This is a genomic window from Rhodococcus sp. H29-C3, assembly GCF_030063405.1.
In the GTDB taxonomy this organism is placed as follows: Bacteria; Actinomycetota; Actinomycetes; order Mycobacteriales; family Mycobacteriaceae; genus Rhodococcoides.
Genome location: NZ_JASITC010000006.1, coordinates 98,262 through 124,171, shown reverse-complemented (window position 1 = coordinate 124,171; position 25,910 = coordinate 98,262). Strand labels below are relative to the sequence as shown.

Sequence of the window (25,910 nt, the reverse complement as noted above, 5' to 3'; positions counted from 1 at the left end):
ATCAGTACTTCCGCTCCATCGGCTCGTAGCGGGTCTGCACTACCGGCTTGTAGTCCAGACGGATATCGGTCAGCAGACCTTCGCCGACTTTGTAGGCCATGGTGTGCTGCATGTATTCGGCGTCGTTGCGATCAGGGAAGTCCTCGCGAGCGTGGCCGCCACGCGATTCCTTGCGGTTGAGTGCACCGACGACGGTGACCTCCGCCATTTCGAGCAGGAAGCCGAGTTCCACAGCTTCGAGCAGATCGCTGTTGAAGCGCTTGCCCTTGTCCTCGACGGTGATGTGGTTGTACCGCTCCTTGAGGGCGCGTACATCCTTCAATGCATTGGTCAGACGCTCCTCGGTGCGGAACACCGAAGCGTTGTTGTCCATCGACTGCTGCAGTTCGCTCCGGATGTCGGCCACACGTTCGTGGCCGTGATCGGACAACACAAGTGCAAGCCACTCTTCGACCATCTTCGACGGCTCTTCGGGAAGAGGCGTGAAGTCGACCGAGTTGGCGTACAGAGCGGCAGCGATCCCGGCACGGCGCCCGAACACGTTGATGTCCAGCAGGGAGTTGGTGCCGAGTCGGTTGGCGCCGTGCACCGAGACACATGCACACTCTCCGGCGGCGTACAGGCCGGGAACGTGGTCGTCGTTGGTGCGCAGTACTTCTCCGCTGATCTTGGTGGGGATACCACCCATGACGTAGTGACACGTCGGGTAGACCGGCACGGGTTCCTTGACTGGATCCACGCCGAGGTAGGTGCGGGAGAACTCCATGATGTCGGGGAGCTTCTCGTCGAGAACTTCCTCGGGGATGTGCGTGACGTCGATATAGACGTAATCCTTGTTGGGACCGCCACCGCGTCCTTCGAGAACTTCTAGAACCATCGACCGCGCAACGATGTCGCGGGGTGCGAGATCCTTGATGGTCGGGGCGTAGCGCTCCATGAAGCGCTCACCGGATTCGTTACGAAGGATGCCTCCCTCACCGCGAACGGCTTCGGAGATCAGGATCCCCAGACCGGCGAGGCCTGTCGGATGGAACTGATGGAACTCCATGTCTTCCAGAGGCAGTCCCTTACGGAAGACGATGCCCATGCCGTCACCGGTGAGGGTGTGTGCGTTGGACGTCGTCTTGTACATACGTCCCGAGCCGCCGGTGGCGAAAATGATCGACTTGGCGTGGAAGATGTGCAGCTCGCCGGTGGAAAGCTCGTACGCGACGATGCCGGTGGCAACAGGCCCGTTGTCGGTCTCGGTCAGGCATAGATCGAGCGCGTAGAACTCGTTGAAGAACTCGACGTCGTGCTTGACACACTGCTGATAGAGCGTCTGCAGGATCATGTGACCCGTGCGGTCGGCGGCGTAACAGGACCGGCGGACGGGTGCCTTGCCGTGATCACGGGTGTGACCACCGAAGCGTCGCTGATCGATCTTGCCCTCGGGCGTGCGGTTGAACGGCAGGCCCATTTTCTCGAGGTCGAGAACGGCGTCGATCGCTTCCTTGGCCATGATCTCCACCGCGTCCTGGTCGGCGAGGTAGTCGCCGCCCTTGACGGTGTCGAATGTGTGCCACTCCCAGTTGTCTTCCTCGACATTGGCGAGTGCGGCACACATTCCGCCCTGAGCTGCACCTGTGTGCGAGCGGGTGGGGTAGAGCTTGGTCAGAACTGCCGTGCGGGCGCGGGGCCCGGCTTCGATAGCTGCTCGCATACCTGCGCCACCGGCGCCGACGATGAGCACGTCATAACGATGTTCCTGCATGAATGCTTCAGTTCCCTTAGCTCGCCGAAATGTTCGGATCGAAGGTGAAGATGACGTAGGTGCCCAAGCCCATGATCAGAAGCATGGAGAGTACGAGCAGCGACGTCAGCCAGAATCGCGTCGAATCCTTGCGTGAATAGTCCGCGATGATCGTCCGCAGGCCGTTGCCCCCATGCAACTGAGCGAGCCAGAGCATGGAGAGGTCCCAGAACTGCCAGAACGGGCTGGACCAGCGGCCCGCTACGAATGCGAAGTTGATGCGGTGCACACCCTCGTCGAGCATCAGCATGATGAACATGTGGCCAAGTACGAGGACGACGAGAGCAAGTCCGGAGAATCGCATGAACAACCACGCATACATCTCGAAGTTGCCCTTGGCCTTACGCCGAGGAGAACGGGGGTTGTCCAGGCTCGCCGGACGGTCGTACAGCCTGCCGAGGGACTTGGCCTCGGGTCCGTGTGTCATTGCCATCAGTGCCCGCTCGCTGTGAACATGTTGTAGAAGATTCTTCCTGCTCCCGGGACCATGACCACGATCCATACTGCTGCGATTGCCCACAGCATCGGCTTCTGGTACTTCGGTCCCTTGGACCAGAAGTCCACCAGCATGACGCGGATGCCGTTGAGTGCGTGATAGAGCACCGCAGCGACGAGACCGAGCTCCATCAACCCCACGAGTGGTGTCTTGTAGGTGTCGATGATCGCGTCGTACGTTTCGGGGTTGACACGAACCATTGCCGTGTCCAAGACGTGGACGAACAGGAAGAAGAACGTCAACACGCCCGTGATTCGGTGTAAGACCCAGGACCACATTCCCGGATCACCGCGGTACAGAGACCGCTTTCGCTCCTTGGCCGGAGCGGCTTCCGTCGTGCTACTCATCGAGTGCAATGCCTCCAACGTCATTGATGGACGCATCGAGCCTGGGCCCTGGACTGCGACTGGCTCGATTTGTCTTACTCCGGCTCAACGGTTACGGAAGAGCCTCTGTCTTCGAACTGTAATCCCCATGGAAACACGGAACTAATTCGACTCGAGGTTCGTACCTAACCCAAAATCTTTGTTAGGTATGCCTTCCCAATTTTACGTGATCCGTTCAGTAGCGAAGCTGCGCGCGTCGGTTGTTCGTGATTTGATTGCATGTATGCCGGAAGTCGACTGGAAAACGTTGCGAGACAATGCTCATCGAGTAATGAGGCAAGCCTATGCACCGTATTCGAATTACCCCGTGGGTGCGGCCGCACTCGTAGACGATGACCGAATCGTGACGGGATGCAATGTGGAGAATGTCTCATATGGTTTGGGCCTGTGCGCAGAGTGCGGATTGGTCTCGAACTTGCATTCCACCGGTGGCGGACGTCTGATCGCCTTCACCTGCTGTGACAGTCGCGGTGCAAAGCTGATGCCGTGCGGTCGATGTAGGCAACTTTTGTTCGAGTTCGGTGGCGCGCAGTTGATCGTCGACACCGACGCCGGCCCGGTGCCGCTGGGCGATCTACTGCCCTCCGCATTCGGCCCCGACGATCTCGCAGTGGGACGGGAGGGCAAGCATGTCTGACGCCGTATCGATCATCGCCGCCAAGCGCGACGGTCACATACTGACAAAGCGGCAGATCGACTGGGTCATCGACGGGTTCACTCGCGGCACCGTCGCCGACGAGCAGATGTCCGCACTCGCTATGGCCATTGTGTGGCGCGGTCTGGACCGGAGAGAGCTGAGCGACTGGACGGCCGCGATGGTCAGCTCGGGCAGCAGGATGGACTTTTCCGATATAGCTCGACCGACCGTCGACAAGCACTCGACCGGAGGCGTCGGCGACAAGATCACCCTGCCCTTGGCTCCGCTCGTCGCCGCATGTGGAGCGGCGGTCCCGCAGCTGTCCGGTCGGGGACTCGGCCATACCGGCGGTACCCTCGACAAACTCGAGTCCATTTCAGGGTGGCGCGCAGACCTGAGTGCAGAAAAGATCCACTCGATTCTGTCCGATTCCGCTGTGGGCGCCGTGGTGTGCGCAGCGGGCGCAGACCTAGCGCCCGCAGACAAGAGGCTGTACGCACTTCGCGACGTCACCGGAACCGTCGAATCCATTCCCCTGATCGCCAGCTCGATCATGAGCAAGAAGATCGCCGAGGGAACCAGCGGACTGGTGCTCGATGTCAAGGTCGGGGCAGGTGCCTTCATGAAGAACATCGACGATGCTCGCGAACTCGCTACGGCCATGGTTGCTCTCGGCTCCGATGCCGGGGTGCGCACGGTCGCTCTTCTTACCGCGATGGATGCCCCGCTGGGGATGACTGCGGGCAATGCTCTCGAAGTCGAGGAAGCGCTGGAAGTGCTGAGCGGAGGCGGACCGGCAGACATCGTCGAGCTGACGATCGCGCTGGCCCGAACCATGCTGACCGTAGCCGGTATCGAGGGAATCGACCCCGCGGACAAGCTTGCCGACGGCTCCGCGATGGATCGGTGGCGAGCGATGGTGGCCGCCCAGGGTGGCGATCCGGATGCACAGCTTCCGGTGGCGAAGGAATCTCGGACCGTCACCGCCGAGCAGGACGGTTTCATCACCGAACTCGACGCCATGGCAGTGGGCGTCGCGGCCTGGAGGTTGGGTGCCGGACGTGAGCGCCAGGATGAGCCCGTTCAGGCCGGTGCGGGGGTACGCCTGTATGCCAAGCCGGGGGATCGGGTTGTCGCCGGCCAGCAGCTCGCCACGCTCTATACCGACACGCCGGAGAAGTTCGACTATGCAATCGAGGCGATCAGTGCGGCGTGGAGCATCGGTGACTCGGCGGCCTGCATATCGCCGATCGTGCTCGATCGCGTGGGACGGTAGGTCGAGCCCAGGACAGCTCGGTCTCGGCGGGCTACCGTTCACAGTATGAGTACCGCCGAGATTTCGTCGACACTTTCCGGCGGCGCGATGCCGCTCGACTCCAATTCCATCAAGACTGCTCCGAAAGCGTTGCTGCACGATCATCTCGATGGTGGATTGCGCCCACAGACGGTTCTCGAACTCGCCGATCAGTGCGGATACGACGATCTTCCAGCGACCGATGGAGCAGCGCTGGGGGAGTGGTTCCGCAATGCCGCCGACAGCGGTTCGCTCGAGCGGTATCTCGAGACTTTTGCCCACACCGTTGCGGTGATGCAGACGCCCGAGGGTCTTTCGCGGGTAGCCCAGGAGTGCGCCGAGGATCTGGCCGACGACTCGGTCGTCTACGCCGAGGTTCGATTCGCACCAGAACAGCATCTCGAGCGGGGACTCTCGCTGGACGAGGTCGTCGAACATGTACTTGCGGGCTTTCGTGCCGGAGAATCGGCAGCGCAAGTGAAAGGCAAGCGAATTCGGGTGGGGTGCCTGCTCACCGCCATGCGGCATGCCGCACGCTCGCGGGAGATCGCCGAACTGGCCGTACGGTTCCGTGACCGCGGCGTCGTAGGCTTCGACATCGCCGGTGCCGAAGCAGGGTTCCCGCCGAGTCGTCACCTTGCCGCGTTCGAGTACATGCGAGCAGCCAACGCACACTTCACTATTCACGCCGGCGAGGCGTTCGGCCTGCCCTCCATTCAAGAGGCTGTTGCCTTCTGCGGCACGGATCGGCTCGGTCACGGAGTCCGGATCACCGACGACATCACCGTCGCGCCCGACGGCACGACATCACTCGGACTACTTGCCGCCTATGTTCGGGATACGCGGATGCCCCTCGAATTGTGTCCGAGTTCGAACGTGCAGACCGGAGCCGTGGACAGCCTGCAGAAGCATCCGTTCGATCTGCTTGCCAGACTCCGGTTCCGTGTCACGGTGAACACCGACAATCGGCTCATGAGCGACACCTCGATGAGCCGAGAAATGCACAAGCTGGTCGCCACATTCGGATACGGCTGGACCGATCTCGAGCGCTTCACCATCAATGCCATGAAGTCGGCATTCATCCCGTTCGACGAGCGTCTCGAGATCATCGACGACATCGTCAAGCCCGGCTACGCAGTATTGATCGGCTAGCGGAACCTCACTCCTTGCGCAGGCGCCCCTCGAACTCGCGCTCGAGCTCACGCCACGCCTCCGACTCGACATGGAACGGGGCACTGGGCGCGAGCCTGTTCGGGTCGGGCTCGAGCGTGTAGGACACGAACCAGCCCAGTGGGGTGGAACTTGCCAGCGCCGTTTCGACGGAATCGTCTTCCGCGAAGTCCGCTGCGTCGGTGAACAACTCCACTGCGAGATCGAGCTGATCCGCATCGACGGCCGTGGGCCCGTCGGCCAGATCGTCCGCCAGTCCGGGAAGGACGTACACGTTCTCGTCGGTCACCTCGATACGGAGCGATCCGTCCACCGCGGCGGTCTGTACTTCGACGTACGTACTCACCTTCGCCAGTTCGTGGTCATGGTCGTCGGCGAGGTAGCGAGCCAGCGCGCGTTCGGATCCGAAGACAGTGATGGCGCCGGCGCGACCGAGGAAGATCGGATCGTCGTCGATGTAGCAGCGCAGTGTGTACAGCGTTTCGTCCGAGGTGATGATCCGGATCGGGTCGATGCCGACAGTGGTCCAGAAGCTCTCCTCCGCGGCTGCGTCGGCGATGGGATCCGGAGTTTCGTCGTCGGTCTCGTCGTCGTCGTCATCGGATTCTTCGTCGTTCGATACATCGTCGACGTCGACGATGTTCTCCGCGGCCGCGAGCAGTTCCGCTTCGGCCACGTCGACGGCCGCGCTGTCGACATCGGGTGTCGTCACGACCGAGTCGATGGCGTCGATCACCGCACCCCAACTCTTCGCGATCGAGGTGCCGATCCGATCCCAGAGGTCCTGACCGTCCTTGCCCAGGTATGCCTCCACGCCCATTCCCACTGATCCCAGATGTGGGTTACCGGCGAAAAATGCGGTGACCGTGCTCAGTTCACAGACATCACCGAGGGTCTGGACCATTTCGAAGGTTGCCGCGAGCTCGCCGAGGACATCGGAGTCGGGATCCTCGGCGACCAGTTCGGGAACACCGACGAGGTCGAAACGGTGAAGATCATCGGGTTCGAGTTCATTGGCTGCGAGAGCCGAGACCACGGTCCACGAGGGGTGGTCGACGAGGTCGTTGTCGCTGTCGTTTCTGATGAACGCCGCGAGGTGCGCGACGGCCTCGAATCCGTAGAGGTCCTCGTCGCGTCCGAGGAATGCTTCCCACTCGTCGTCTCCTTCGTGCCACTCCGGAGCCCAGAGGGTGACGAAGTTGCCGCGGGTGAGACAGAGTTCGATCGGGATGATGTCGCCAGCCATGGCCGGAAGCCTATCTCAGGTCGCCGATAGTGAACTTCGCATCCGTTCGAGGATCCGCCGACGCTGGTCGAGTGCGTCGCGAGCAGCCGCGGCGGCGACTCCGGTGATGGACTCGGTGAGTTTTCGTGCGGACTGTCGAGAGAGATCTTCGGCCAATTCCAGACCCACCATCGCCCCGGTGCTGTCGACCGTCACACCGACCAGCCCATCTGCCGAATGCCTGGTGATACGCAGGTGTGCGAGCCCCTCCGAGGCGAGGTGCATGGTGTCCAGGGCGAGGTCGGCTCGGGACACAAGTGCTTCGACGACGTTGTCGGTCATACCGACCTCAGCCAGCTCGTCGGTGCAGTTTCTACGTCCAACCGCTGATTCTCTTCATCGGCTACCGTCGATGCCTTCGGCAGCCCGAGGCGATCGAGAATATGGGCATCCATACCGTCGTTTTCGAGAAGGGTGCGGCGCTCGGCTTGCGCGAGTTCGGTGGCACGCGCGCACAAGTGCAGGATTGTTCGGGCCAATTCTGTTCCACCGTAGTGTAATTCGCTTCGATCGACATGGATTTCCGTCGGGGTCCCACTTTCGGTGGCTCGGACGCGAACCGAATCCGAGCGCGTGGCAGCAGTAGCCGAGATCTCGATCATTCGGTCGGCCTGTAGAAACCTTTGAAGCCCATACCGCTGTTGGTCGTTCGGATATCGCTGACCTGCACTGGATCTCCAGCTTCGACGAATTGTCCGTTACCGATCACCATGGCGACATGGCCGTCCCAGATTGCAAGATCTCCGGGCATGACCTCGTCCTGGGTCACCGGGGTGCCGATATCTTGCTCCTGCGCCAGGCGGGGGAGCTCGACCCCCTGCTCCGCGTAGGCCCACTGAGTGAGGCCGCTGCAGTCGAGGCCGCGGCCCGGTTCGGTGCCGCCCCACACGTACGGCGTGCCTTGTTGGCTCAGTGCGTTTCGGACCGCGCCTGCTGCCTGTTCGTTCGGAGCCGTCACGACGCTTCCGTCAGGTAGCGCGACCTCGACACCAGTGCCCTTCGCACCGACGTCACCGGGCTCTCGTGGTGTTGCGCCGCTGTACATCGCCGGCCCCTGATTCGGCATCGTTGCGGTGGGTGACGTCGTTGCGTTGGGTGAGGAAAGCAGGTTCGAGGCGCTGTCCGGGGTCATCGACGACGGGGGAGCGGACACCGATTGAGCGAAATTGCGCACGAACTGGCCTGCAGGATCCGAACTCGCGGGTGCTGTCGGTGCAGGCCCGGCCGGTGGCGCTGCGGCAGGTGGTGTCGAAGCTTCGGTGCCTGCAGGGGCAGGTACCGAGGGCGGCGCGAGATAACGCCCGACCTCGGCTGCGTGCACTGCAAGCTCGGCTCGAACCCGCGCCACGACGGCAAGGGCGCGTTCCAAGTGCTCGATGGCTGCCGCGATGACCATCGACTGACCGGCAGGGGTGAACAGGACTGGGGCTGCCGCGACGGCAATGGACACGAACGACTGAAGTATTCCGTTCAGTTCGAGAATTCCGGTCTGGACCTTCTCACACGCTCGATCCACGACCGCAGCGATCTCGTTGCCGTGGTCGGCAAGTGCGACGACGCTCATGTGGGCGGCCCCGGCCAGCTCGATTGCCGCTACTGCTGCGGGCCCGCTCCACGAACCGGACAGCTCGGCCACAGCGTTCACCCCGATCCGCTCGACCGTATCCAATGCGGAGGAGGACGAACGAATGACGTCGGCGGGCCCACCGGTGGGAATTTCACCCGATCCGAAGGCGCCGAGGAGATCGATGATCGGGCGAGTCAGAACATCGATCACAGTAGGCGCCCGGCTGCCGCTGCGTCGGTTGCCTGATAACCGGCAGCCGAACCAGCGGCTGCGCTACCGATGCTGCCCAGTACTTCGGACAGACGTGCCATCGCAGCGGTGTGGGCGGTGTGGGTGCCGGTGAATGCGGCGAGGAACTCGGTACCGATCGCCCCGAACACCGGCGTCAGGACGGCTGGACCGCAGGCTGTGGCCGCTGCGGCGGCGCTCGTCACGTGCGCGGACATCGTCCCGGCCGTCGCGGAATACGCGAGTATTCCAGCCGCTGTTGCCGATACTTCTGCCATCGGTGTTCCCCTCGGGACTGTTCTGCATCTGAAATGGATCTACACAGGTTTTGACGCAAGTGAGGCCCGATCGGTTCCCGCACTTATCCTTCTTCTCATGGATACACATGTCGTCGAACATCCCTTGGCTGCTGCCCTACTGACGACGATGCGCGACGAGCGCAGCGACAACGCAACTTTTCGGTCGGCGCTGCGCCAGCTCACCCACATGTTGGTGTACGAGGCCACCAGGGACGCCGCGATCACCACGTTCGAGGTGAAGACGCCGGTCGCTCTCACGCAGGGCACCCGTCTGGCGCGGCCGCCGCTGCTCGTGCCGGTCCTGCGTGCCGGGCTCGGCATGGTCGAGAAGGCGAGCGGCTTGATTCCTCAGTCCCGCGTCGGCTTCGTCGGAATGGCGCGCGACGAGAAGACCCATGAGCCGGTGCCGTACATGGAGTCGCTGCCCGAGGATCTCTCCAGCACCCCGGTCTACGTTCTCGATCCGATGCTCGCCACGGGTGGGTCGATGGTGCGCACCATCGAGTTATTGGTGGAGCGAGGCGCGGCAGATGTCACTGCAATTTGCGTGGTGGTTGCCCCCGAGGGGGTCACTGCACTCGAGAACTCGGGCCTACCGGTTCGGCTCGTCACCGCCAGTATCGACGATCGACTCAACGACGATGCCTTCATCGTTCCGGGTCTCGGTGATGCGGGCGACCGCCAGTTCGGTCCGCGCTGAGCACGTCACTCGTCCTCGGCGTCACTTGGCCGGCCAGTGAAGGCGACCCGCGATTACGCGTCGTAGATGTCCTCTCGCGTGAGGTCGATTACGTGGAACTGCGCGGCGGTCGTGTCGGGTTCGAGGCACTCGGGCCGCAGCGGTGGTGCACGGGACGGATCGCATTCCGTAAAGGGGCGCCCTCCGAGTACGTTCCGTGCCCCGAGCAGTTGCCGGTCGAGACAGGTTCGCAGTGCGAAGGGTGCGAGTCGAAGGACTCGTTTCGCTTCGTCCACATGATCCATCGCGGAGGCTTCGTCTCCCGTGAGCTCGAAGCCCATGTGATGCAGCCACATTGGTTGTACATCGCGACCTTTGCGAACGGGGTGCACAAGGTCGGCACTGCGGCCGACGCCCGCAAATGGGGCAGGCTTGCCGAACAAGGGGCAATGTGCGCTCGCTATGTCGCGTGGGCAGCGGACGGAAAGGTAGTTCGGGTCCTCGAAGATCGGGTGACCGAGCAACTACAGGTGCGGCAGTCCGTGCGATCCTCGGTCAAAGCTGCGGCCCTCGCACTGCCCGTCGACACCGCCCGTCTCGACGCTGCGACGGCAGCTCTGGCCGATCGAGTGCGGGACTCCATTGCGCCGCCGATCGGTGACGACACCTATCGCACGGTGGACGAATCATGGCGGGTAGCCGGATTCCGTGAGCTCGCGACAGGCAACCGCGTCTCCTATCCGGCCGATCTCACGATCGGCTCGCACGGCTTCATGGTGCGCGCGTGCATCGGACAAGCTGCGGTGGTGGACGTCGACGGCGCTTCCTACGTGGTGGACCTGCACGAGTTGAAGGGGCGTCGGGTTCGGTTCGGTGATTACAGATCCACGTTGCCTGCGGTTCAGTCCGCACTGTTCTAGGTCAGGGTCACAGGCTGGTCGCGAACTTTCGCAACGTGGCGAGCACAGCGTCGGCTTCGGCGCGCACGGCCGACAAGTCTGCGCGGTCGTGGACCGGGAGCACGACCTCGAGGTACGCCTTGACCTTCGGTTCGGTTCCCGAGGGACGAACGATGACGCGGATGCCATCTCCTGCCAATTCGACGGCATCGGTCCGCAGCGGACCTGCCTCGGCGAGTAGGTCGGTGACCGTGATGGAGGTGCCCGCCAGTTCGGTAGGTGGCTCCGCGCGGAGTCGTTCCATCATGGTCGCGATCTCGGCGAGATCATCCACTCGGGTGGAGACCTGCGCTCCGGCGTGAACACCGAATTCGAGCGCCAGGTCGTCGAGGACATCGCCCAGTGTGCGGTTCTCGGCCGCGAGCAGGGCAACGAGGTCTGCGAGGACGACAGCTGCCGAGATCCCGTCCTTGTCGTTGACGAACGACGGGTCGACGCAGTGGCCGATTGCTTCCTCGTAGGCATAGACCAGACCTCGGCCGGCGCGAACCAGCCACTTGAATCCGGTCAACGTACGCGCGTAGCGCGCGCCACGAGCAGGGGCGAGGACGGAGAGGAGTCGAGAGGAAACGATGGTGTTCGCAACCAGCGAGTTCGGTGGCGCGGTGTGGAGTATGTGGTTGGCCAGCAGTGCTCCGGTTTCGTCTCCGCTGAGCATTCGCCACCCCGACGGCCCCGGCACGCCTATCGCGCATCGATCTGCGTCGGGATCGAGTGCAATCGCGAGATCTGCCGTCACCTCCGCGGCAAGGGACAACAGTTTTTCCGCTGCACCGGGCTCTTCCGGGTTGGGAAAGGTGACGGTCGGAAACTCCGGATCGGGCTCGAATTGGTCGGCCACAACATGGACGTCTCGGAATCCGAGGCCGCGTAGCGCAGTGAGCGCGACGTCGCCCCCGACGCCGTGCAGGGGCGTCATAGCAATCCGAATGTTCCGCTTCTGTGAACGGACCAGCGCGGGAAGTCGGTCCAGATATTGTGCGGTGACGCTCGATCCACCCGGTGAGACGAAGGTACGAGGCACGTCCACTGCAGGACCGACCGCGGCGATCTCGGCCTCGATTTCTTTGTCGACCGGCGGGATGATTTGTGCACCACTGCGGAGGTAAACCTTGTAACCGTTGTCGGCAGCAGGGTTGTGCGAGGCGGTGATCTGGACACCGAGGTCGGCATCGAGCGAGCGGACCGCGAATGCCAGTACCGGCGTAGGGAGTGGTCGAGGTAGTAGAACTACAGAAAAATCCTGTGCAGCAAAGGTTTCCGCGGCTGCAGTGGCGAAGGCGTCCGATCCGTGCCGTGCATCACGACCCACGACGACGGTCGATCCGCCCAGACCCTGCTTCTGCAGCCACGCGGCAATCCCCATCGAGGTGCGCACCACGACGGCGACATTCATCCCGTTGGGACCGGCTCGAACCTCGCCGCGCAGACCCGCCGTGCCGAAGCTCAACGGAGCGCGAAACCTCTCGCGTAGTTCGTCTTCCGGCAGTGAAGCCAATTCCGCACGCGTCGACGGGTCGGGATCACCTGTGATCCAATCCGCGACCTGATGCGCCAACTCGGCCGTCACAGCGTCGACACCAGCTGGTGCAAAAATTCACCCATGCGCGAAGCTGCTGTCTTCCCTGCTGCGAGCACCTCTTTGTGGTCGAGGTGGTCACCGGTTATTCCTGCGGCAAGATTGGTGACGAGAGACAGCCCGAGAACCCTCGCTCCGAGGGCCCGCGCTGCGATCGTCTCGTGGACGGTGGACATACCGACCAGATCGGCACCCATGGTGCGCAACATTCGAATCTCGGCGGGCGTTTCGTAATGTGGCCCTGGCAGCCCCGCGTACACGCCCTCTTTCAGCGAAGAATCGATGCGGCGCGCCAGTGCGCGAAGTTCCGGAGAGTAGGCGTCGACCAGGTCGACGAACTCGGCACCCGTCAACGGCGAGCGTGCGGTGAGATTGAGATGGTCGGAGATGAGAACCGGTTGGCCGACGTGCATTCCATCTCGGATTCCACCCGCGGCGTTGGTGAGAACGACCGTGGTAGCTCCGGCCGCAATGGCCGTCCGCACGGGATGCACGACTCGGGCCAAGTCGTGCCCTTCGTATGCGTGAGTACGCCCCTGCAACAGCAGCGTATGTGTGCCGTCGACGCTCACCGAGGTGACGGTTCCAGAGTGTCCGGATGCGGAGGGGGGAGTGAAGCCCGGAAGGTCGGCCATGGCGATGGTCGCAGTCGGGGAACCGAAACGATCCGCTGCGGCCTGCCAGCCGGATCCCAGCACGATCGCCACCGCATGAGAGGCGACGCCGGTGGCCTCCGCGATCGCTGCTGCAGCGCGTGCCGCGGCGCCCTGAGGATCGAGGGTCGGATCTGCTGCATCGCTGTTCGTTGTTCCCACGGGGAGCAACCCTAGGAGATGTGCGACCGTTTCTGCAGCAGGCCATGCATTGCCGTCGCCGGCGGCTCGGGATCGAGCTCGGTCGGGCAGACCTTCACCGGCTGAAGTTACCGCCGGGTAGTATCTGGCCATGCCTTATCTCGAACATGACGGTGACGTGCACATCCTGTACCTCGGTGCTCAGGACTCAGCTCAGAACCCGGAGAATCGGTTTCATCCGGACTGGATCGAGGGCGTGCACGCTCTTCTCGACGAGGTCGAATCGATATCCGGACCAGGCGCACTCGTGACTACCGCGACCGGAAAATTCTTCACCAACGGTCTCGACACCGACTGGCTATTCGCCAACCTCGACAAGATCACCGGCTACCTCGACCGGGTACACACGCTCTACACCCGGCTGCTCACGTTCCCGATGGCGACGGTTGCAGCTGTGCAAGGCCACGCATTCGGCGCGGGTGCCATGTTCGCGACGGCTCACGATTTCCGGGTCGTCCGCGTCGACCGCGGCTTCTACTGCCTGCCCGAGGTGAACCTGAACATGCCGTTCACCGTAGGCATGTCATCCCTGATCACCAGCAGGCTCCCCAAGCAGACGGCCGTCGAGGCAATGACCACGGGTCGACGCTTCGGCGGAGCAGACGCCGTCGCAGCCGGCATCGCCGACGTCGCTGTCGCCGAGGACTCCGTGTTGTCCTCGGCTGTCGAGCGGGCCACGGCGTTGACGAGCACGCGCGGTGACAACCTCGCAGGAATCAAGCGCGCTATCCACGGCGATCTTCTTGCCGCGCTGAACACCCCGACCGAAGAGAGTAATTTCGCCTTCGGTAGTAATCGGCCGCGCTGAATTCAGCTGCGGAGAGCACTAGTGACAGACTGAGCCGGTGATCGCCGAGACCGATGCTGGTGTGCAGCGTGCTGCACCCGACCTGCTTGCGTTGTCGCACTCGATTCACTCCGAGCCGGAACTCGCGTTCGAAGAGCACCGCAGTGCAGCGAAGGTATGCGACCTTCTTCGCGATCGTGGCTTCGCCGTCACCACCGGCGTCGCTGACCTGCCGACCGCATTCACCGCGACATACGGCAGTGGCGAGCTGGTCATCGTCCTCTGCGCTGAATACGACGCATTGCCGGAGATCGGCCACGCCTGCGGTCACAACATCATCGCCGCATCCGCAGCCGGCGCGGCGATAGCGTTGGCACCGCTCGCCGAGCGGCTCGGCATCACCATTCGAGTACTCGGAACTCCCGCCGAGGAAAGCGGTGGGGGAAAAGTGCTGATGCTCGAACGCGGCATCTTCGACGGTGTGGGCGCGGCGCTGATGGTCCACCCCGGGCCGATCGACATCGTGGACGCAACGTCACTCGCGTTGTCCGACATAGCCGTATCGTTCACCGGCCGCGCCGCACACGCATCTGCGGCCCCCGAATGGGGAATCAATGCCGGTGATGCGGTCACCGTCAGTCAAGTAGCAATCGGCCTGCTGCGTCAGCATCTGGCGCCGGGGCAGCAGTTGCACGGGATCGTGACCGCGGGTGGTCTCGCGCCCAACATCGTGCCCGGGTACGCCGAACTTGCCTACTACCTGCGGGCGAACACCTCGGAATCATTGGCTGCGTTGACGTCCAAGGCGCATGCGTGTTTCCAGGCCGGTGCGATCGCTACCGGTTGCACCCATCAGATTCGCACGGTATCTCCGATCTACACCGAGCTGACACCCGATCCGTGGCTCACCGCCACCTATCGAGATGAGGTCGAGTCGATCGGCCGCACACCCCTGGCACCCGAGTTGGAAGGATTCCGCCCTCTGGGCAGCACCGATATGGGAAATGTGACGAAGGTTCTGCCCGGGATCCACCCGGTGATCGGTCTCGACTCGGGCGGCGCAGTCACGCACCAACCGGAGTTCGCCGCAGCGTGCATCACCGAGTCGGCGGACACCGCCGTACTCGACGGCGCCCGATTGCTTGCACGAACGGTGGTCCGTACGGCCCTCGACGCAGACACGCGGGGCCGGTTGCTCGAAGGCGTCGAAGCACGGATGACGGCTCGATGACCGATCTGCATGCCGCGGTCGACGCCTGGATTCTCGACCACACCGCCGAATTGTCGTTGTGGCGACGCCACATTCACGCGCATCCAGAGTTGGCACGTCAGGAATTCGCAACAACTGCGTTCGTCGTCGGGCACTTGGAGGCCGCCGGGCTGTCGCCGAAGCTTCTCCCCGGTGGAACAGGTTTGACCTGTGATATCGGACCGAGCGGACCACGGGTGGGTTTGCGGGCGGACATGGATGCGCTCCCGTTGCAAGAATTCACCGGTGCAACCTATGGCTCGACCGTTCCCGGGGTTTCCCATGCATGCGGCCACGACGCTCACACGACGGTGCTGCTCGGAACTGCGTTGGCCTTGGCGTCGCTGCCCGATCTGCCGTTCGGTGTTCGGTTGATCTTTCAGCCGGCCGAGGAGGTCATGCCGGGTGGGGCTTTGGATGTCGTGGCGGCCGGTGCGCTCGAGGGCGTATCGAAGATCTTCGCCCTGCATTGCGATCCTCGGCTCGAGGTGGGCAAGGTCGGTGTGCGGGTAGGTGCCATCACGTCGGCGGCCGACACCGTCGAACTTCGTCTGGACTCACCCGGTGGCCATACTTCGCGACCGCACCTGACCACCGACCTCGTCTATGCACTCGGCACGGTCATCACCGGCCTGCCTGGAATGCTCAGCCGCCGAATCGATCCGCGGACGAGCACAGTGATGGTGTGGGGTGCAGTCGTGGCAGGTCAGGCGCCCAACGCTATTCCGCAGAGCGGCATGCTCACCGGCACCGTACGCACCGGTGATCACGAGACCTGGGCTTTGCTCGAGCCCCTGGTCGGCGAGATCGTGGCTGGTCTACTTGCACCGACAGGGGTGCGTTACGAATTGCACTACAAACGTGGGGTGCCGCCCGTGGTCAACGACCCGGCGGTGACGCGGACATTCGAGAACGCTATTCGACGCGTCGGACCGGCGGCGTTGGCCGATACCGCTCAGTCCGGTGGTGGCGAGGACTTCTCGTGGTATCTCGAAGACATTCCGGGAGCGATGGCTCGGCTCGGCGTGTGGTCCGGTACTGGCCCGCAGCTCGATATTCACCAGGCCACGTTCGATCTCGACGAGCGAGCGCTCGCCGTCGGTGTGAAGGTGATGACCGGCATCGCACTCGAACCGAACTGAAGTTCAGCTGGAAGTGCCGGGCCCTACGTTGCGACTGTTCCGTGTGCGCAGTCCACGGACGTACTCCGCGGGAGCACCGGCGATTTCGGCTGCTTCGGCCATGACTCCCAGGTAGCGCGCCGACGGCAAGCCGCCCTCGTAGGCGTCGAGTACGTAAAGCCAAGCCAGTACCGGGCCGTCCACGGTATCGATGCGCAGTCGGACCTTGCGATGTATGCCGAGTTCGGACCCCTCCCAGCGGTCGAGCCTCTCCTCGTCCTCTTCCGAGACGTCGTACAGCACCACGAACACCTTCGAATCGGCGTCGGGTGCGACCGTTGCCAGTGCACCTTCCCAGCCGATGTCACCGCCGCCGAAGGTCAATCGCCAGGCGTGTAGCCAGCCCGTTCCCGACGACGGGGAATGGGGGCAGCGCTGAAGCATTTGCTCCGGATGCATGTTCGACCCGTAGGCGGCATAGATTGGCACGTCGGCAAGCCTAAACCGTCCGGTGAATCGGCGGGGCGGCGGAAGGCCCGAGCGGCATGTTTCAGCAGGTGATGCAGATGTTAACTAAACCTTACCGATGCAAGGGGATGCCGACTGGAATAGCGTTGATTCATAACTGTGCACTTTTTGCGACCAATGTGGAAGAGGACAAATGACCCGGATCGTGATCATCGGTGGCGGACCCGCAGGGTATGAAGCAGCACTGGTGGCAGCACAGCACGGGGGGACTGTGACCTTGGTCGATTCGGACGGCATCGGGGGTGCCTGCGTTCTGTGGGACTGCGTACCGTCGAAGACGTTCATTGCCTCGACAGGTATCAGGACCGAGATGCGACGAGCGAACGATCTGGGCATCGCGATGGATCCATCGCAGGCGACGGTCGCACTGCCGCAGATCCACGAGCGCGTCAAAGCGCTGGCGCAGGCGCAGTCCTCCGATATTGCAGCGCGGGTGCGCTCGGTCGGCGTCGAGCTGATCTCCGGCCGCGCCGAAATGATCGATTCGCATGTCGGTATGGCTGCGCATCAGATTCGAGCGACTTCGGCGGACGGTTCGGAGCGTGTACTCGACGCGGATGTCGTCCTGGTGGCGACCGGCGCGAGCCCACGGATCCTTCCGGGTGCGGAGCCCGACGGTGACCGCATCTTGAATTGGCGTCAGCTCTACGATCTCGAGGCGCTTCCCGAGCATCTGATCGTGGTCGGGTCCGGTGTGACCGGCGCCGAGTTCGTCTCGGCCTACACCGAGATGGGCGTCAAGGTGACAGCGGTCTCCAGCCGTGACCGTGTGCTGCCGCACGAGGACGAGGATGCCGCGCTCGTGCTCGAGGATGCGTTCAACGAGAGAGGCGTCACTCTGGTCAAGCATGCGCGAGCAGAATCCGTCCAGCGGACCGAGAGTGGCGTGATCGTCCGCCTCGCCGACGGACGTACCGTCGAAGGTTCTCACGCGCTGATGACTGTCGGTTCCATTCCCAACACCTCCGGGCTCGGACTCGAAAAGGTAGGAATCGAACTGGATCGTGGCGGCTACCTACGCGTCGATCGAGTATCGCGGACCTCGGTTTCGGGCATTTATGCCGCGGGTGACTGCACGGGTCTGCTGCCTCTCGCTTCCGTCGCTGCGATGCAGGGACGTATCGCGATGTACCACGCTCTCGGCGAAGGCGTCACCCCGATCAAGCTGAAAACTGTTGCCTCAGCGGTGTTCACGCGTCCCGAGATCGCGTCGGTCGGGGTGAGCCAGTCGGCCATCGACAACGGCGACGTGCCGGCACGTACCGTCATGTTGCCCCTTGCCACCAACCCGCGAGCAAAGATGTCGGGCCTCAAGCGCGGTTTCGTGAAGATCTTCTGCCGACCGGCGACCGGCGTCGTGATCGGTGGCGTGGTTGTCGCTCCGACGGCGTCCGAGTTGATTCTGCCCATCGCCATGGCGGTGCAGAACAACCTGTCGGTCAATGATCTGGCAGCGACGTTCTCGATCTACCCATCGCTGACGGGATCGATCACCGAGGCGGCACGGCAACTGATGCGCCACGACGATCTGGACTGATACGCAGGGTCAGTGTCAAATTTCTCATGATGTGAGAACTGAGTGTCATTCCTCGAGCTGGAGTGGCACAGTGAAGTGAGCCGACCACCACCCGGCTCACTTCATGCCCCAGCGGATCCTCGGGTACTTCGCAATCCGTACTCGATCCTTGGGGAAAATCAATGACTTCCGCTCTGCCCTCGTTTGCCCGGCGTCTCGATTCGTTGCAGAGTTCTGCGATTCGAGACCTGCTCGCTCTGACTGCGCGAGAGGACGTGATAAGTCTTGCCGGCGGTCTTCCGGCGACGGAGCTGATTCCCGCGCACCGCATTCGGCAAGCAGCGGAGGCAGTGCTGAGGACACCGTCCTCGGTGCAGTACGGCGAAACCTCCGGTTGGCGCCCGCTCCGTGAGATCATCGCAACCCGTGAATCATGCTCGGTAGCAAGAGAAGTCACCTCCGGCGAGGTGGTAGTCACGCACGGTTCGCAGCAAGCGCTCACCCTCCTCGCTCAGGCACTGCTCGATCCCGGTGCCGTGGTCGTCGTCGATGAGCCTGCCTATGCCGGTGCGCTGCAGGTTTTCTCGATAGCAGGGGCCGATATCCACGCAATCCCAATCGGTGATGCGGGAATGGACATCGATGAACTGGCTCGCAGGTTGGAGGCCGGCCTTCGGCCCGCACTCGTCCACACCGTGAGCAACTTTCACAATCCGCGCGGCGTGACGATGTCGGATCTCGGCCGCAAAGAGCTTGCCGCGCTCGCCGATCGCTACGGGTTCTGGGTCCTCGAGGACGACCCGTATGGCGAGTTGTGGTTCGGTGTGCAACCCCCGAAGTCCATAGCCACATACTCCGACCGCGTGGTTCGGCTCTCCAGTGCGTCGAAGATCATCGCTCCTGCGCTTCGGGTCGGCTGGCTGACCGCACCGGTGGCTGTCTGCCAGGCCGTCGAACTACTCAAGCAGGGCGCCGACCTGTGCGGGTCGTCGATGACCCAGCAGATGGCCGCCGATATGCTCGACGACGCCGCGTGGCTCGAGCGCCACCTCGGGGTCCTGCGCTCGCAGTACAGTGCACGCGCACACGCCCTCGAGGGTGCACTGAAAGGCACCTTCGGTGACCGACTGGTGCTATCACCCGCGAACGGCGGAATGTTCCTGTGGGTGGAGTTTCAGGACGGCACCGACACCACAGCGTTGCTGCCGCGAGCGCTCGATCACGGCGTTGCCTTCGTGCCCGGCCGTGCCTTCGCGGATTCTCCCCAGTACTCGGGCGCGGCCCGTTTATGTTTCGCGAGTTCGTCTCCGGACCTTCTCCGCGAGGCCGTGCGGCGGTTGTCGGCCGCTCATACACTGTCGTAGGTGCGTTCCACAGCGCGATTCCACTTGTCGTACATTGCCTCTCGGGCATCGGATGCCAGATCGGGCTCCCAGGTCTTGTCCGCGGCCCAGTTCGCCACGATCTCGTCCTCGCCACTCCAGTAACCGACGGCGAGGCCCGCAGCGTAGGCCGCACCCAGGGCAGTGGTTTCGTTGACGACCGGCCGGACCACAGGGACGCCGAGAACGTCGGACTGGAACTGCATGAGGAGCTCGTTGACGACCATGCCACCGTCCACCTTCAAGGTCGTCAGCGTCACCTCGGAATCTGCGTACATCGCGTCGATGACTTCTCGTGTTTGAAATGCCGTCGCTTCCAACGCTGCTCGGGCTATGTGGCCCTTGTTGGCAAAACGCGTCAGACCCGAGATGACTCCACGCGCATCGGGCCGCCATCGAGGCGCGAACAGACCGGAAAACGCGGGAACGAAGTACACGCCGCCGTTGTCCTCGACCCCTCCAGCGAGGCGTTCGATATCGGCGGTGCGCTCGATGATGCCGAGGTTGTCGCGCAGCCACTGCACTAGGGAGCCGGTGACGGCCACCGAGCCCTCGAGCGCGTAGACAGCATCCTTCTCACCGAGCTTGTAACAGACGGTGGTGAGCAGTCCATGTTTACTGTGTACCGGCGTCGTTCCGGTGTTGAGCAGCAGGAAGTTTCCGGTGCCGTACGTATTCTTGGCCTCACCTGGCGACAGGCACGCCTGTCCGAACGTAGCGGCCTGTTGGTCGCCCAGAATTCCACATATCGGGACTCCAGCGAGCACACCCCGAGGACGAACCTCGGCATACACCTCGGAGGAAGTGCGGATCTCGGGCAGCATCGACATCGGAATCGCGAAGTCGGCGCAGATGTCCTCACGCCAGGACAGTGTTTCGAGATCCATCAACAGCGTGCGAGACGCGTTGGTCACGTCGGTGATGTGCTTGCCGCCGTCGGCTCCGCCGGTGAGGTTCCACAACACCCAGGAATCCATCGTCCCGAAGCAAAGTTCGCCGGCTTCGGCACGTTCACGAACGCCTTCGACATTGTCGAGAATCCAACGAATCTTCGGCCCGGCGAAATACGTGGACAGCGGCAGGCCGGTGATCCGCTGATAGCGGTCGGCTCCGTGGTCCCCGGCCAGCTCCCGACACAATTCGTCGGTGCGAGTGTCCTGCCAGACGATTGCGTTGTAGACCGGTTTACCGGTGGTTCGATCCCAGACCAGCGTCGTTTCTCGCTGGTTGGTGATACCGACAGCTGCGATGTCCTGCGCTTTGACATCGGCGTTCCCTAGCGCGGCGCCGACGACTTCGCGAACGTTGACCCAGATCTCCTCGGCGTCGTGTTCTACCCAGCCGGCGCGCGGGAAGATCTGACGGTGCTCCTTCTGCGCCGAGCCGACCGGCTTACCGTCGTGGCCGAAAATGATGCAGCGAGAAGACGTCGTGCCCTGATCGATCGAGGCGATGAAGGTGCCGGAGGTCACGTCGGTGCTGGTGTCGGAGGTCACTACGTTCCTTTGTTCGACTCGGAGGTGACGCGGGTATCGACCTCGAACGGTAGCCTGCAAGGGCGGTCAGGGAAATGGTCTATGTGGGGAGCGAGCTCGTGAGTAATCGATCGAACACCACTTTGCTTGGGCCTCAGGCGCGAGTCGATGCCTGGGAGCGGCTCGGATCCGAGTACTTCGACGTCATCATCATCGGCGGTGGCGTCGTCGGAGCAGGTGCTGCGCTCGACGCTGCGACTCGCGGTTTGAAGGTTGCTCTCGTCGAAGCTCGTGACTTCGCATCGGGAACCTCCAGTCGGTCCTCGAAGATGTTCCACGGTGGTCTGCGATACCTCGAGCAGCTCGAGTTCGGTCTGGTACGTGAAGCTCTGCACGAGCGCGAGCTGTCGCTGTCGACGTTGGCGCCGCACCTCGTCAAGCCGCTGAAGTTCCTTTTCCCGCTGACGCATCGCGTCTGGGAACGTCCCTACATCGCTGCGGGAATCTTTCTCTACGACAGGATGGGCGGCGCGAAGTCCGTTCCGGCGCAAAAGCACCTCACCCGATCGGGTGCGTTGCGGATGACACCGGGCCTCAAGCACAAATCCCTCATCGGCGGAATCCGCTACTACGACACCGTCGTCGACGACGCACGCCACACGATGAGTGTTGCTCGCACCGCGGCACATTACGGGGCCGTCGTTCGCACGTCGACGCAGGTCGTTGGATTTCTGCGTGAGGCCGATCGAGTTTCCGGTGTGCGCGTGCGTGATTCGGAAAACGGAGCCACCGCCGAGGTACGCGGAAGCGTGGTCATCAACGCCACCGGTGTGTGGACCGACGAAATCCAGGCGTTGTCCTCGCAGCGCGGACGGTTTCGTGTACGCGCATCGAAGGGCGTACACATCGTGGTGCCGCGCGACCGCATCGTCAGCGAGGCCGCGATCATTCTGCGCACCGAGAAGTCGGTGCTCTTCATCATTCCGTGGGGTGCACATTGGATCATCGGCACCACCGACACCGACTGGAAGCTCGACCTGGCGCATCCCGCTGCCACGAAAGCCGATATCGACTACATCCTCGGTGAGGTCAACACAGTGCTGGTGACACCACTGACGCACGAGGACATCGATGGCGTCTACGCCGGCCTGCGTCCACTGCTGGCCGGTGAAAGCGACGAGACGTCGAAGCTGTCCCGGGAACACGCCGTCGCTCGCGTCGCGCCCGGCCTCGTGGCGATCGCGGGCGGCAAATACACCACCTACCGCGTGATGGCCGAGGACGCCGTCGATCTAGCCGCCGAGGACATCCCTGCCAGGGTCGCGTCGTCGATCACGGAGAAAGTGCCGCTCGTCGGTGCCGACGGCTACTTCGCCCTGGTCAACCAGACGCATCATCTCGCGAAGATGTACGGCTTGCATCCCTACCGGGTGACCCACCTTCTCGATCGGTACGGCTCGTTGATCGACGAGGTGCTCGACATGGCGAAGAACAAGCCCGAACTCTTGCAGCCGATCACCGACGCGCCCAGCTACCTCCAGGTCGAGGTCGTATACGCCGCTGCCGCCGAAGGTGCGCTCCACTTGGAGGACATCCTCGCTCGCCGAACGCGCATTTCGATCGAATACTCCCATCGTGGAGTCCATTGCGCAGGACAGGTCGCGGCTTTGGCTGCGCCCATTCTCGGATGGGACTCCGCGGCGGTCGATCGTGAGGTCGAGACGTACACCGCGCGTGTCGAGGCGGAGATCAAGTCGCAGATGCAACCCGACGACGAGTCCGCCGATGCACTACGCGTCGTCGCGCCGGAGGCCCGTCAGGAAATTCTGGAGCCGGTGCAGCCGAGCAAGTAGGGCAGCAGGCTCGCGCCTGCTGCCAACGGTGCGCGACTGGAGCTCAGTGTTCGACCGGGCAGCGACCTCCGTAGTCGACCTCGAACTCCTTGATGCCATTGAGCCAACCAGATCGAAGTCGCTTCGGATCGCCCAGCTTGGTGATGTCGGGCATGTGGTCAGCGATCGCGTTGAAGATCAGATCGATCTCTAGACGCGCCAAATTTGCGCCGACGCAGAAGTGAGCCCCGGTTCCACCGAAACTCAAGTGCCGGTTCGGGTCCCGCATGATATCGAATTTGTTCGGATCGTCGAAGACATCCTCGTCGAAGTTCGCCGAGGCATAGAACATCGCAACTCGGTCACCCTTTCTGATCTTCTGACCACCAAGCGTGGTGTCAGCAAGCGCTGTCCGCTGAAACGCGGTAATGGGGGTCGCCCAGCGAATAATCTCGTCGACCGCGGTGCTTGGTCGCTCGTTCTTGTAGAGCTCCCACTGATCGGGGTTCTCGAGGAAGCCGATCATTCCGTGCGTGATGGCGTTTCGGGTGGTCTCGTTGCCCGCAACAGCGAGCAGTATGACGAAGAAGCCGAACTCTTCGGGGCGCAGTTCATCACCATCGATTTCGGCATTCAGCAGCTGGGTGAGGATGTCATCGGCGGGACACTTCTTACGCTCTTCTGCCATTTGGTAGGCGTACCCGAGGAGCTCCATCGACGCGACCTGGGGGTTACCCTCGAATTCCGGGTCGTCGTAACCGGTCATCTGATTGGACCAATCGAAGACCTTTCCACGATCTTGTTGCGGGATGCCGATGAGCTCCGCAATCGCCTGAAGTGGCAGCTCGGTCGCGACCTGGGTGACAAAATTGCCTGCCCCTAGGGTCAGGGCTTCTTCGACAATCGTCGACGCACGCTCAGACAGGGCGTCCTCGAGGCTGGCCACTGCGCGTGGGGTGAAGCCGCGAGCAATGATCTTTCGCAGCTTGGTGTGCTCTGGGGCGTCTTTGAACAGTAGAATGTGGCGCTGTAGTTCGATGGCCTCGCGAGGGATGTCGTCGTCGAACCGGACGATCGCGGTGTTTTCCCACGTGGAATATACGTCGTTGCGCGAGACCTCCCTGACGTCCTGATGCCGAGTAACAACCCAGTACCCGTCGTCGTGAAATCCGCCGACGGTGGGTGGTTGTGGACACCACCAGACGGGTGCTGTCTTGCGTAGCTCAGCGAACTCCGCGTGCGGAATATGAGTGGCGTAGATGTCTGGATCAGTGGGGTCGAAACCTTCGGCAATTTTCGGTGTGGGCACTTCGCACTCCTCATTGGGGCTGATAGCAGTCAGCCTTCCAGTGATACGACTACTGCGGATTGGCTTACTTGGCCAAGGTTCCTGGATCTTTTTGTTCGGAGGGTACATATGTGGTTGCGTTCGCGCCGAAGGTGTCGAAGCAATCGAGTGCCAGTTTGAGGTGAAGCGAGCGGGAGGTGATCCGCTGGCCGATGCGCTCCTCGATCTGTTGGATGCGGTATCGCACAGTGTTTTTGTGCACGGCGAGCTGGCTAGCGGCGGCCTCGAGGTTTCCCGGGCATGACAGCACCGCGCGTAGCGTCTTCCGGAGTCGCGCGGACAGCTCGTCGTCCACCAAGAGCCCAGGCAATTCGCGTTCGATGAGGGTGTTCATGGCATCGGGACGAGATACGAGCATCGAGACGAGTTCGATGTCTCGATAGCTGGTGACGGGTATTCGCTGTTGCGCCCGCATAGCGATTTCTTGCGCAGCCAGAGCCTCCCTGTGAGCTCGCCGGAACCCGTCGATGCCCTGTCCCGGCCTGCCCACCGCGACGCGCACCCCGGGTGGCACAAGCGCCGAGTCGATCGTGGGTTCTTCGTCATGCCCGGCCACCATCCAAACCCACAACCCCCGGGCCCCGGACGGGATGCAGAGGATCTCCGTCGCTGATGCTGACCGCGCCAGCCGCGATGCCAATGGTTCGAAGATCCGCGAGTCGATCGAGATTGCGTGGTCGGTGGTCCATAACACCAAGGCAGTATTGACGCGATGGACCGGGTAGCTCAGCTGTACCGATGCGACCTCAGCGTTGTTCAATGCGCCGTCCAGAATTTCGCGGACCGTGTTCACCCGCATCGAGAATGTGCCGCTGAGCAGACGTTCTCGTTCGCACGTGTATGTGGCGGCAAGTTCCTCGAGCATCGAATTCATGATCTCGCTCGTCTGCTTCCACATCATGACGACGAGTTCCACCTTGAAATCCTCCGGTACAGCGGCATTGCTGACGAAATCCGCCACAAACCGCCATACCGCTCGGTGACCGGCGTGGTATAGATGGGAGAGAACTCGCAATTCGAGTCCCCGGCGCGCGATGGTTCGGGCAAGAGAATGAGCTTCCGCAGCTACCGGAGCATCCCACAGGGCAGCGTTGTCGGACTGCCGAGCGGCAAGAATGTTGCGGAATTGGCTGCGAACAGCCAACTGTAAGTCCCTCCGAACATCTGCGTCTGTAGATAGCTCCGGGACGTCTGACCCCATGGATTGCGCGCCATAGTCGACGAACCGTGCGATATCTGCGTGGGAGAGACTTTCGGCGACGTAACTGCGCATCCACTCTTCGGCCCGTGTTGCACTCGCCATTTTCAGCGCTCCCTCTGGACAATTGGGCCCCGATACTGCCGGCCTGCCCCCAGCATAAGGACTACTCGGGCTTGGGTAGGGACCCATTTTCGAAGGCAGTCATCGGGGCGGATCAACCCTCGGAATCCGTAAATGGCACTGTGC

Annotated in this window: 25 protein-coding genes; 11 read left to right on the top strand and 14 right to left on the bottom strand. The window is 62.7% G+C overall.

Features of this window, described 5'->3' with window-relative positions; genetic code table 11:
* Position 1: 1 nt before the first annotated feature.
* From sdhA to sdhC, 3 genes are read right to left on the bottom strand one after another with little or no spacing between them, the layout of a single operon-like run.
* Positions 2–1,753, bottom strand: coding sequence for a succinate dehydrogenase flavoprotein subunit (gene sdhA / locus QMK32_RS15780; RefSeq protein WP_269303114.1), 1,752 nt, complete (start codon positions 1,751–1,753; stop codon positions 2–4).
* A 16-nt stretch (positions 1,754–1,769) separates the two neighbouring features.
* The gene (locus tag QMK32_RS15775) at positions 1,770–2,225 is read right to left on the bottom strand and encodes a succinate dehydrogenase hydrophobic membrane anchor subunit (RefSeq protein WP_283476005.1); all 456 of its coding nucleotides are present in this window, start codon (positions 2,223–2,225) and stop codon (positions 1,770–1,772) included.
* Positions 2,225–2,635, bottom strand: a complete 411-nt coding sequence (gene sdhC / locus QMK32_RS15770; RefSeq protein ID WP_283476004.1) for a succinate dehydrogenase, cytochrome b556 subunit — start codon at positions 2,633–2,635, stop codon at positions 2,225–2,227. The genes QMK32_RS15775 and sdhC overlap by 1 nt, the downstream gene beginning before the upstream one ends.
* Before the next feature lie 262 nt (positions 2,636–2,897).
* On the opposite strand from sdhC, the gene QMK32_RS15765 reads away from it, so the two are divergent.
* From QMK32_RS15765 to QMK32_RS15755, 3 genes are all read left to right on the top strand, one after another.
* On the top strand, positions 2,898–3,311 hold the full coding sequence (locus QMK32_RS15765) for a cytidine deaminase (protein WP_283476141.1): 414 nt from the start codon (positions 2,898–2,900) through the stop codon (positions 3,309–3,311).
* Entirely contained in the window at positions 3,304–4,587 is a 1,284-nt protein-coding gene (locus QMK32_RS15760; protein WP_283476002.1) for a thymidine phosphorylase, read from the top strand. Before QMK32_RS15765 ends, QMK32_RS15760 begins: the two co-directional genes overlap by 8 nt.
* Positions 4,588–4,674: 87 nt before the next feature.
* A complete protein-coding gene (locus tag QMK32_RS15755) occupies positions 4,675–5,757 on the top strand; it encodes an adenosine deaminase (protein WP_502943645.1) in 1,083 nt (360 codons plus the stop codon).
* Between the two features lie 7 nt (positions 5,758–5,764).
* Here QMK32_RS15755 and QMK32_RS15750 read toward each other — a convergent pair whose 3' ends face one another.
* Genes QMK32_RS15750 through QMK32_RS15730 form a run of 5 tightly spaced genes read right to left on the bottom strand, consistent with a single transcriptional unit; the run spans position 5,765 to position 9,133 of the window.
* Complete coding sequence (locus QMK32_RS15750; RefSeq protein WP_283475998.1) at positions 5,765–7,021, bottom strand: SatS C-terminal domain-containing protein; 1,257 nt, start codon at positions 7,019–7,021, stop codon at positions 5,765–5,767.
* 15 nt (positions 7,022–7,036) lie between these two features.
* Positions 7,037–7,342, bottom strand: coding sequence for a YbaB/EbfC family nucleoid-associated protein (locus QMK32_RS15745; protein WP_283475996.1), 306 nt, complete (start codon positions 7,340–7,342; stop codon positions 7,037–7,039).
* Complete coding sequence (locus tag QMK32_RS15740; RefSeq protein WP_283475994.1) at positions 7,339–7,662, bottom strand: hypothetical protein; 324 nt, start codon at positions 7,660–7,662, stop codon at positions 7,339–7,341. Before QMK32_RS15740 ends, QMK32_RS15745 begins: the two co-directional genes overlap by 4 nt.
* Entirely contained in the window at positions 7,659–8,837 is a 1,179-nt protein-coding gene (locus QMK32_RS15735; RefSeq protein WP_283475992.1) for a C40 family peptidase, read from the bottom strand. Before QMK32_RS15735 ends, QMK32_RS15740 begins: the two co-directional genes overlap by 4 nt.
* Positions 8,834–9,133 (bottom strand): type VII secretion target, encoded by a 300-nt coding sequence (locus tag QMK32_RS15730; RefSeq protein WP_283475990.1) that lies wholly within the window; start codon positions 9,131–9,133, stop codon positions 8,834–8,836. The genes QMK32_RS15735 and QMK32_RS15730 overlap by 4 nt, the downstream gene beginning before the upstream one ends.
* A gap of 97 nt (positions 9,134–9,230) precedes the next feature.
* On the opposite strand from QMK32_RS15730, the gene upp reads away from it, so the two are divergent.
* The gene (gene upp / locus QMK32_RS15725; RefSeq protein WP_269303131.1) at positions 9,231–9,854 is read left to right on the top strand and encodes a uracil phosphoribosyltransferase; all 624 of its coding nucleotides are present in this window, start codon (positions 9,231–9,233) and stop codon (positions 9,852–9,854) included.
* Positions 9,855–9,946: 92 nt separating this feature from the next.
* A complete protein-coding gene (locus tag QMK32_RS15720; protein ID WP_283475987.1) occupies positions 9,947–10,753 on the top strand; it encodes a DUF2797 domain-containing protein in 807 nt (268 codons plus the stop codon).
* Positions 10,754–10,760: 7 nt separating this feature from the next.
* Here QMK32_RS15720 and QMK32_RS15715 read toward each other — a convergent pair whose 3' ends face one another.
* The gene (locus tag QMK32_RS15715; RefSeq protein WP_502943644.1) at positions 10,761–12,350 is read right to left on the bottom strand and encodes a phospho-sugar mutase; all 1,590 of its coding nucleotides are present in this window, start codon (positions 12,348–12,350) and stop codon (positions 10,761–10,763) included.
* An 8-nt stretch (positions 12,351–12,358) separates the two neighbouring features.
* Positions 12,359–13,186 carry a purine-nucleoside phosphorylase gene (locus QMK32_RS15710; protein ID WP_283475985.1) on the bottom strand — a complete coding sequence of 276 codons (828 nt, stop codon included), beginning with the start codon at positions 13,184–13,186 and terminating at the stop codon, positions 12,359–12,361.
* Positions 13,187–13,316: 130 nt separating this feature from the next.
* On the opposite strand from QMK32_RS15710, the gene QMK32_RS15705 reads away from it, so the two are divergent.
* The 3 genes from QMK32_RS15705 to QMK32_RS15695 are packed head-to-tail and all read left to right on the top strand — an operon-like array spanning position 13,317 to position 16,403.
* On the top strand, positions 13,317–14,033 hold the full coding sequence (locus tag QMK32_RS15705; RefSeq protein ID WP_283475984.1) for an enoyl-CoA hydratase/isomerase family protein: 717 nt from the start codon (positions 13,317–13,319) through the stop codon (positions 14,031–14,033).
* Positions 14,034–14,070: 37 nt separating this feature from the next.
* A complete protein-coding gene (locus QMK32_RS15700; RefSeq protein WP_283475983.1) occupies positions 14,071–15,243 on the top strand; it encodes a M20 family metallopeptidase in 1,173 nt (390 codons plus the stop codon).
* 5 nt (positions 15,244–15,248) lie between these two features.
* On the top strand, positions 15,249–16,403 hold the full coding sequence (locus tag QMK32_RS15695) for a M20 family metallopeptidase (protein WP_283476140.1): 1,155 nt from the start codon (positions 15,249–15,251) through the stop codon (positions 16,401–16,403).
* A gap of 3 nt (positions 16,404–16,406) precedes the next feature.
* Here the strand turns inward: QMK32_RS15695 and QMK32_RS15690 are convergent, their stop codons facing one another.
* Positions 16,407–16,871 carry a gamma-glutamylcyclotransferase family protein gene (locus QMK32_RS15690; RefSeq protein ID WP_269303140.1) on the bottom strand — a complete coding sequence of 155 codons (465 nt, stop codon included), beginning with the start codon at positions 16,869–16,871 and terminating at the stop codon, positions 16,407–16,409.
* A gap of 172 nt (positions 16,872–17,043) precedes the next feature.
* Between QMK32_RS15690 and QMK32_RS15685 the strand changes: the two genes are divergently transcribed.
* Both QMK32_RS15685 and QMK32_RS15680 read left to right on the top strand, forming a co-directional pair.
* Positions 17,044–18,447 (top strand): NAD(P)H-quinone dehydrogenase, encoded by a 1,404-nt coding sequence (locus QMK32_RS15685; RefSeq protein WP_084346808.1) that lies wholly within the window; start codon positions 17,044–17,046, stop codon positions 18,445–18,447.
* A 161-nt stretch (positions 18,448–18,608) separates the two neighbouring features.
* Positions 18,609–19,790: an aminotransferase-like domain-containing protein gene (locus QMK32_RS15680; protein WP_283475981.1), complete on the top strand. Its 1,182-nt coding sequence runs from the start codon at positions 18,609–18,611 to the stop codon at positions 19,788–19,790.
* Here QMK32_RS15680 and glpK read toward each other — a convergent pair.
* A complete protein-coding gene (glpK, locus tag QMK32_RS15675; RefSeq protein ID WP_283476139.1) occupies positions 19,775–21,280 on the bottom strand; it encodes a glycerol kinase GlpK in 1,506 nt (501 codons plus the stop codon). The genes QMK32_RS15680 and glpK overlap by 16 nt on opposite strands.
* A gap of 98 nt (positions 21,281–21,378) precedes the next feature.
* On the opposite strand from glpK, the gene glpD reads away from it, so the two are divergent.
* Complete coding sequence (glpD, locus tag QMK32_RS15670; RefSeq protein ID WP_283475980.1) at positions 21,379–23,136, top strand: glycerol-3-phosphate dehydrogenase; 1,758 nt, start codon at positions 21,379–21,381, stop codon at positions 23,134–23,136.
* Between the two features lie 43 nt (positions 23,137–23,179).
* Here the strand turns inward: glpD and QMK32_RS15665 are convergent, their stop codons facing one another.
* Together QMK32_RS15665 and QMK32_RS15660 are read right to left on the bottom strand one after the other, a co-directional pair.
* Complete coding sequence (locus QMK32_RS15665; protein ID WP_283475978.1) at positions 23,180–24,424, bottom strand: cytochrome P450; 1,245 nt, start codon at positions 24,422–24,424, stop codon at positions 23,180–23,182.
* Positions 24,425–24,488: 64 nt separating this feature from the next.
* Positions 24,489–25,766 (bottom strand): helix-turn-helix domain-containing protein, encoded by a 1,278-nt coding sequence (locus tag QMK32_RS15660; RefSeq protein WP_283475977.1) that lies wholly within the window; start codon positions 25,764–25,766, stop codon positions 24,489–24,491.
* Positions 25,767–25,910: the final 144 nt, after the last annotated feature.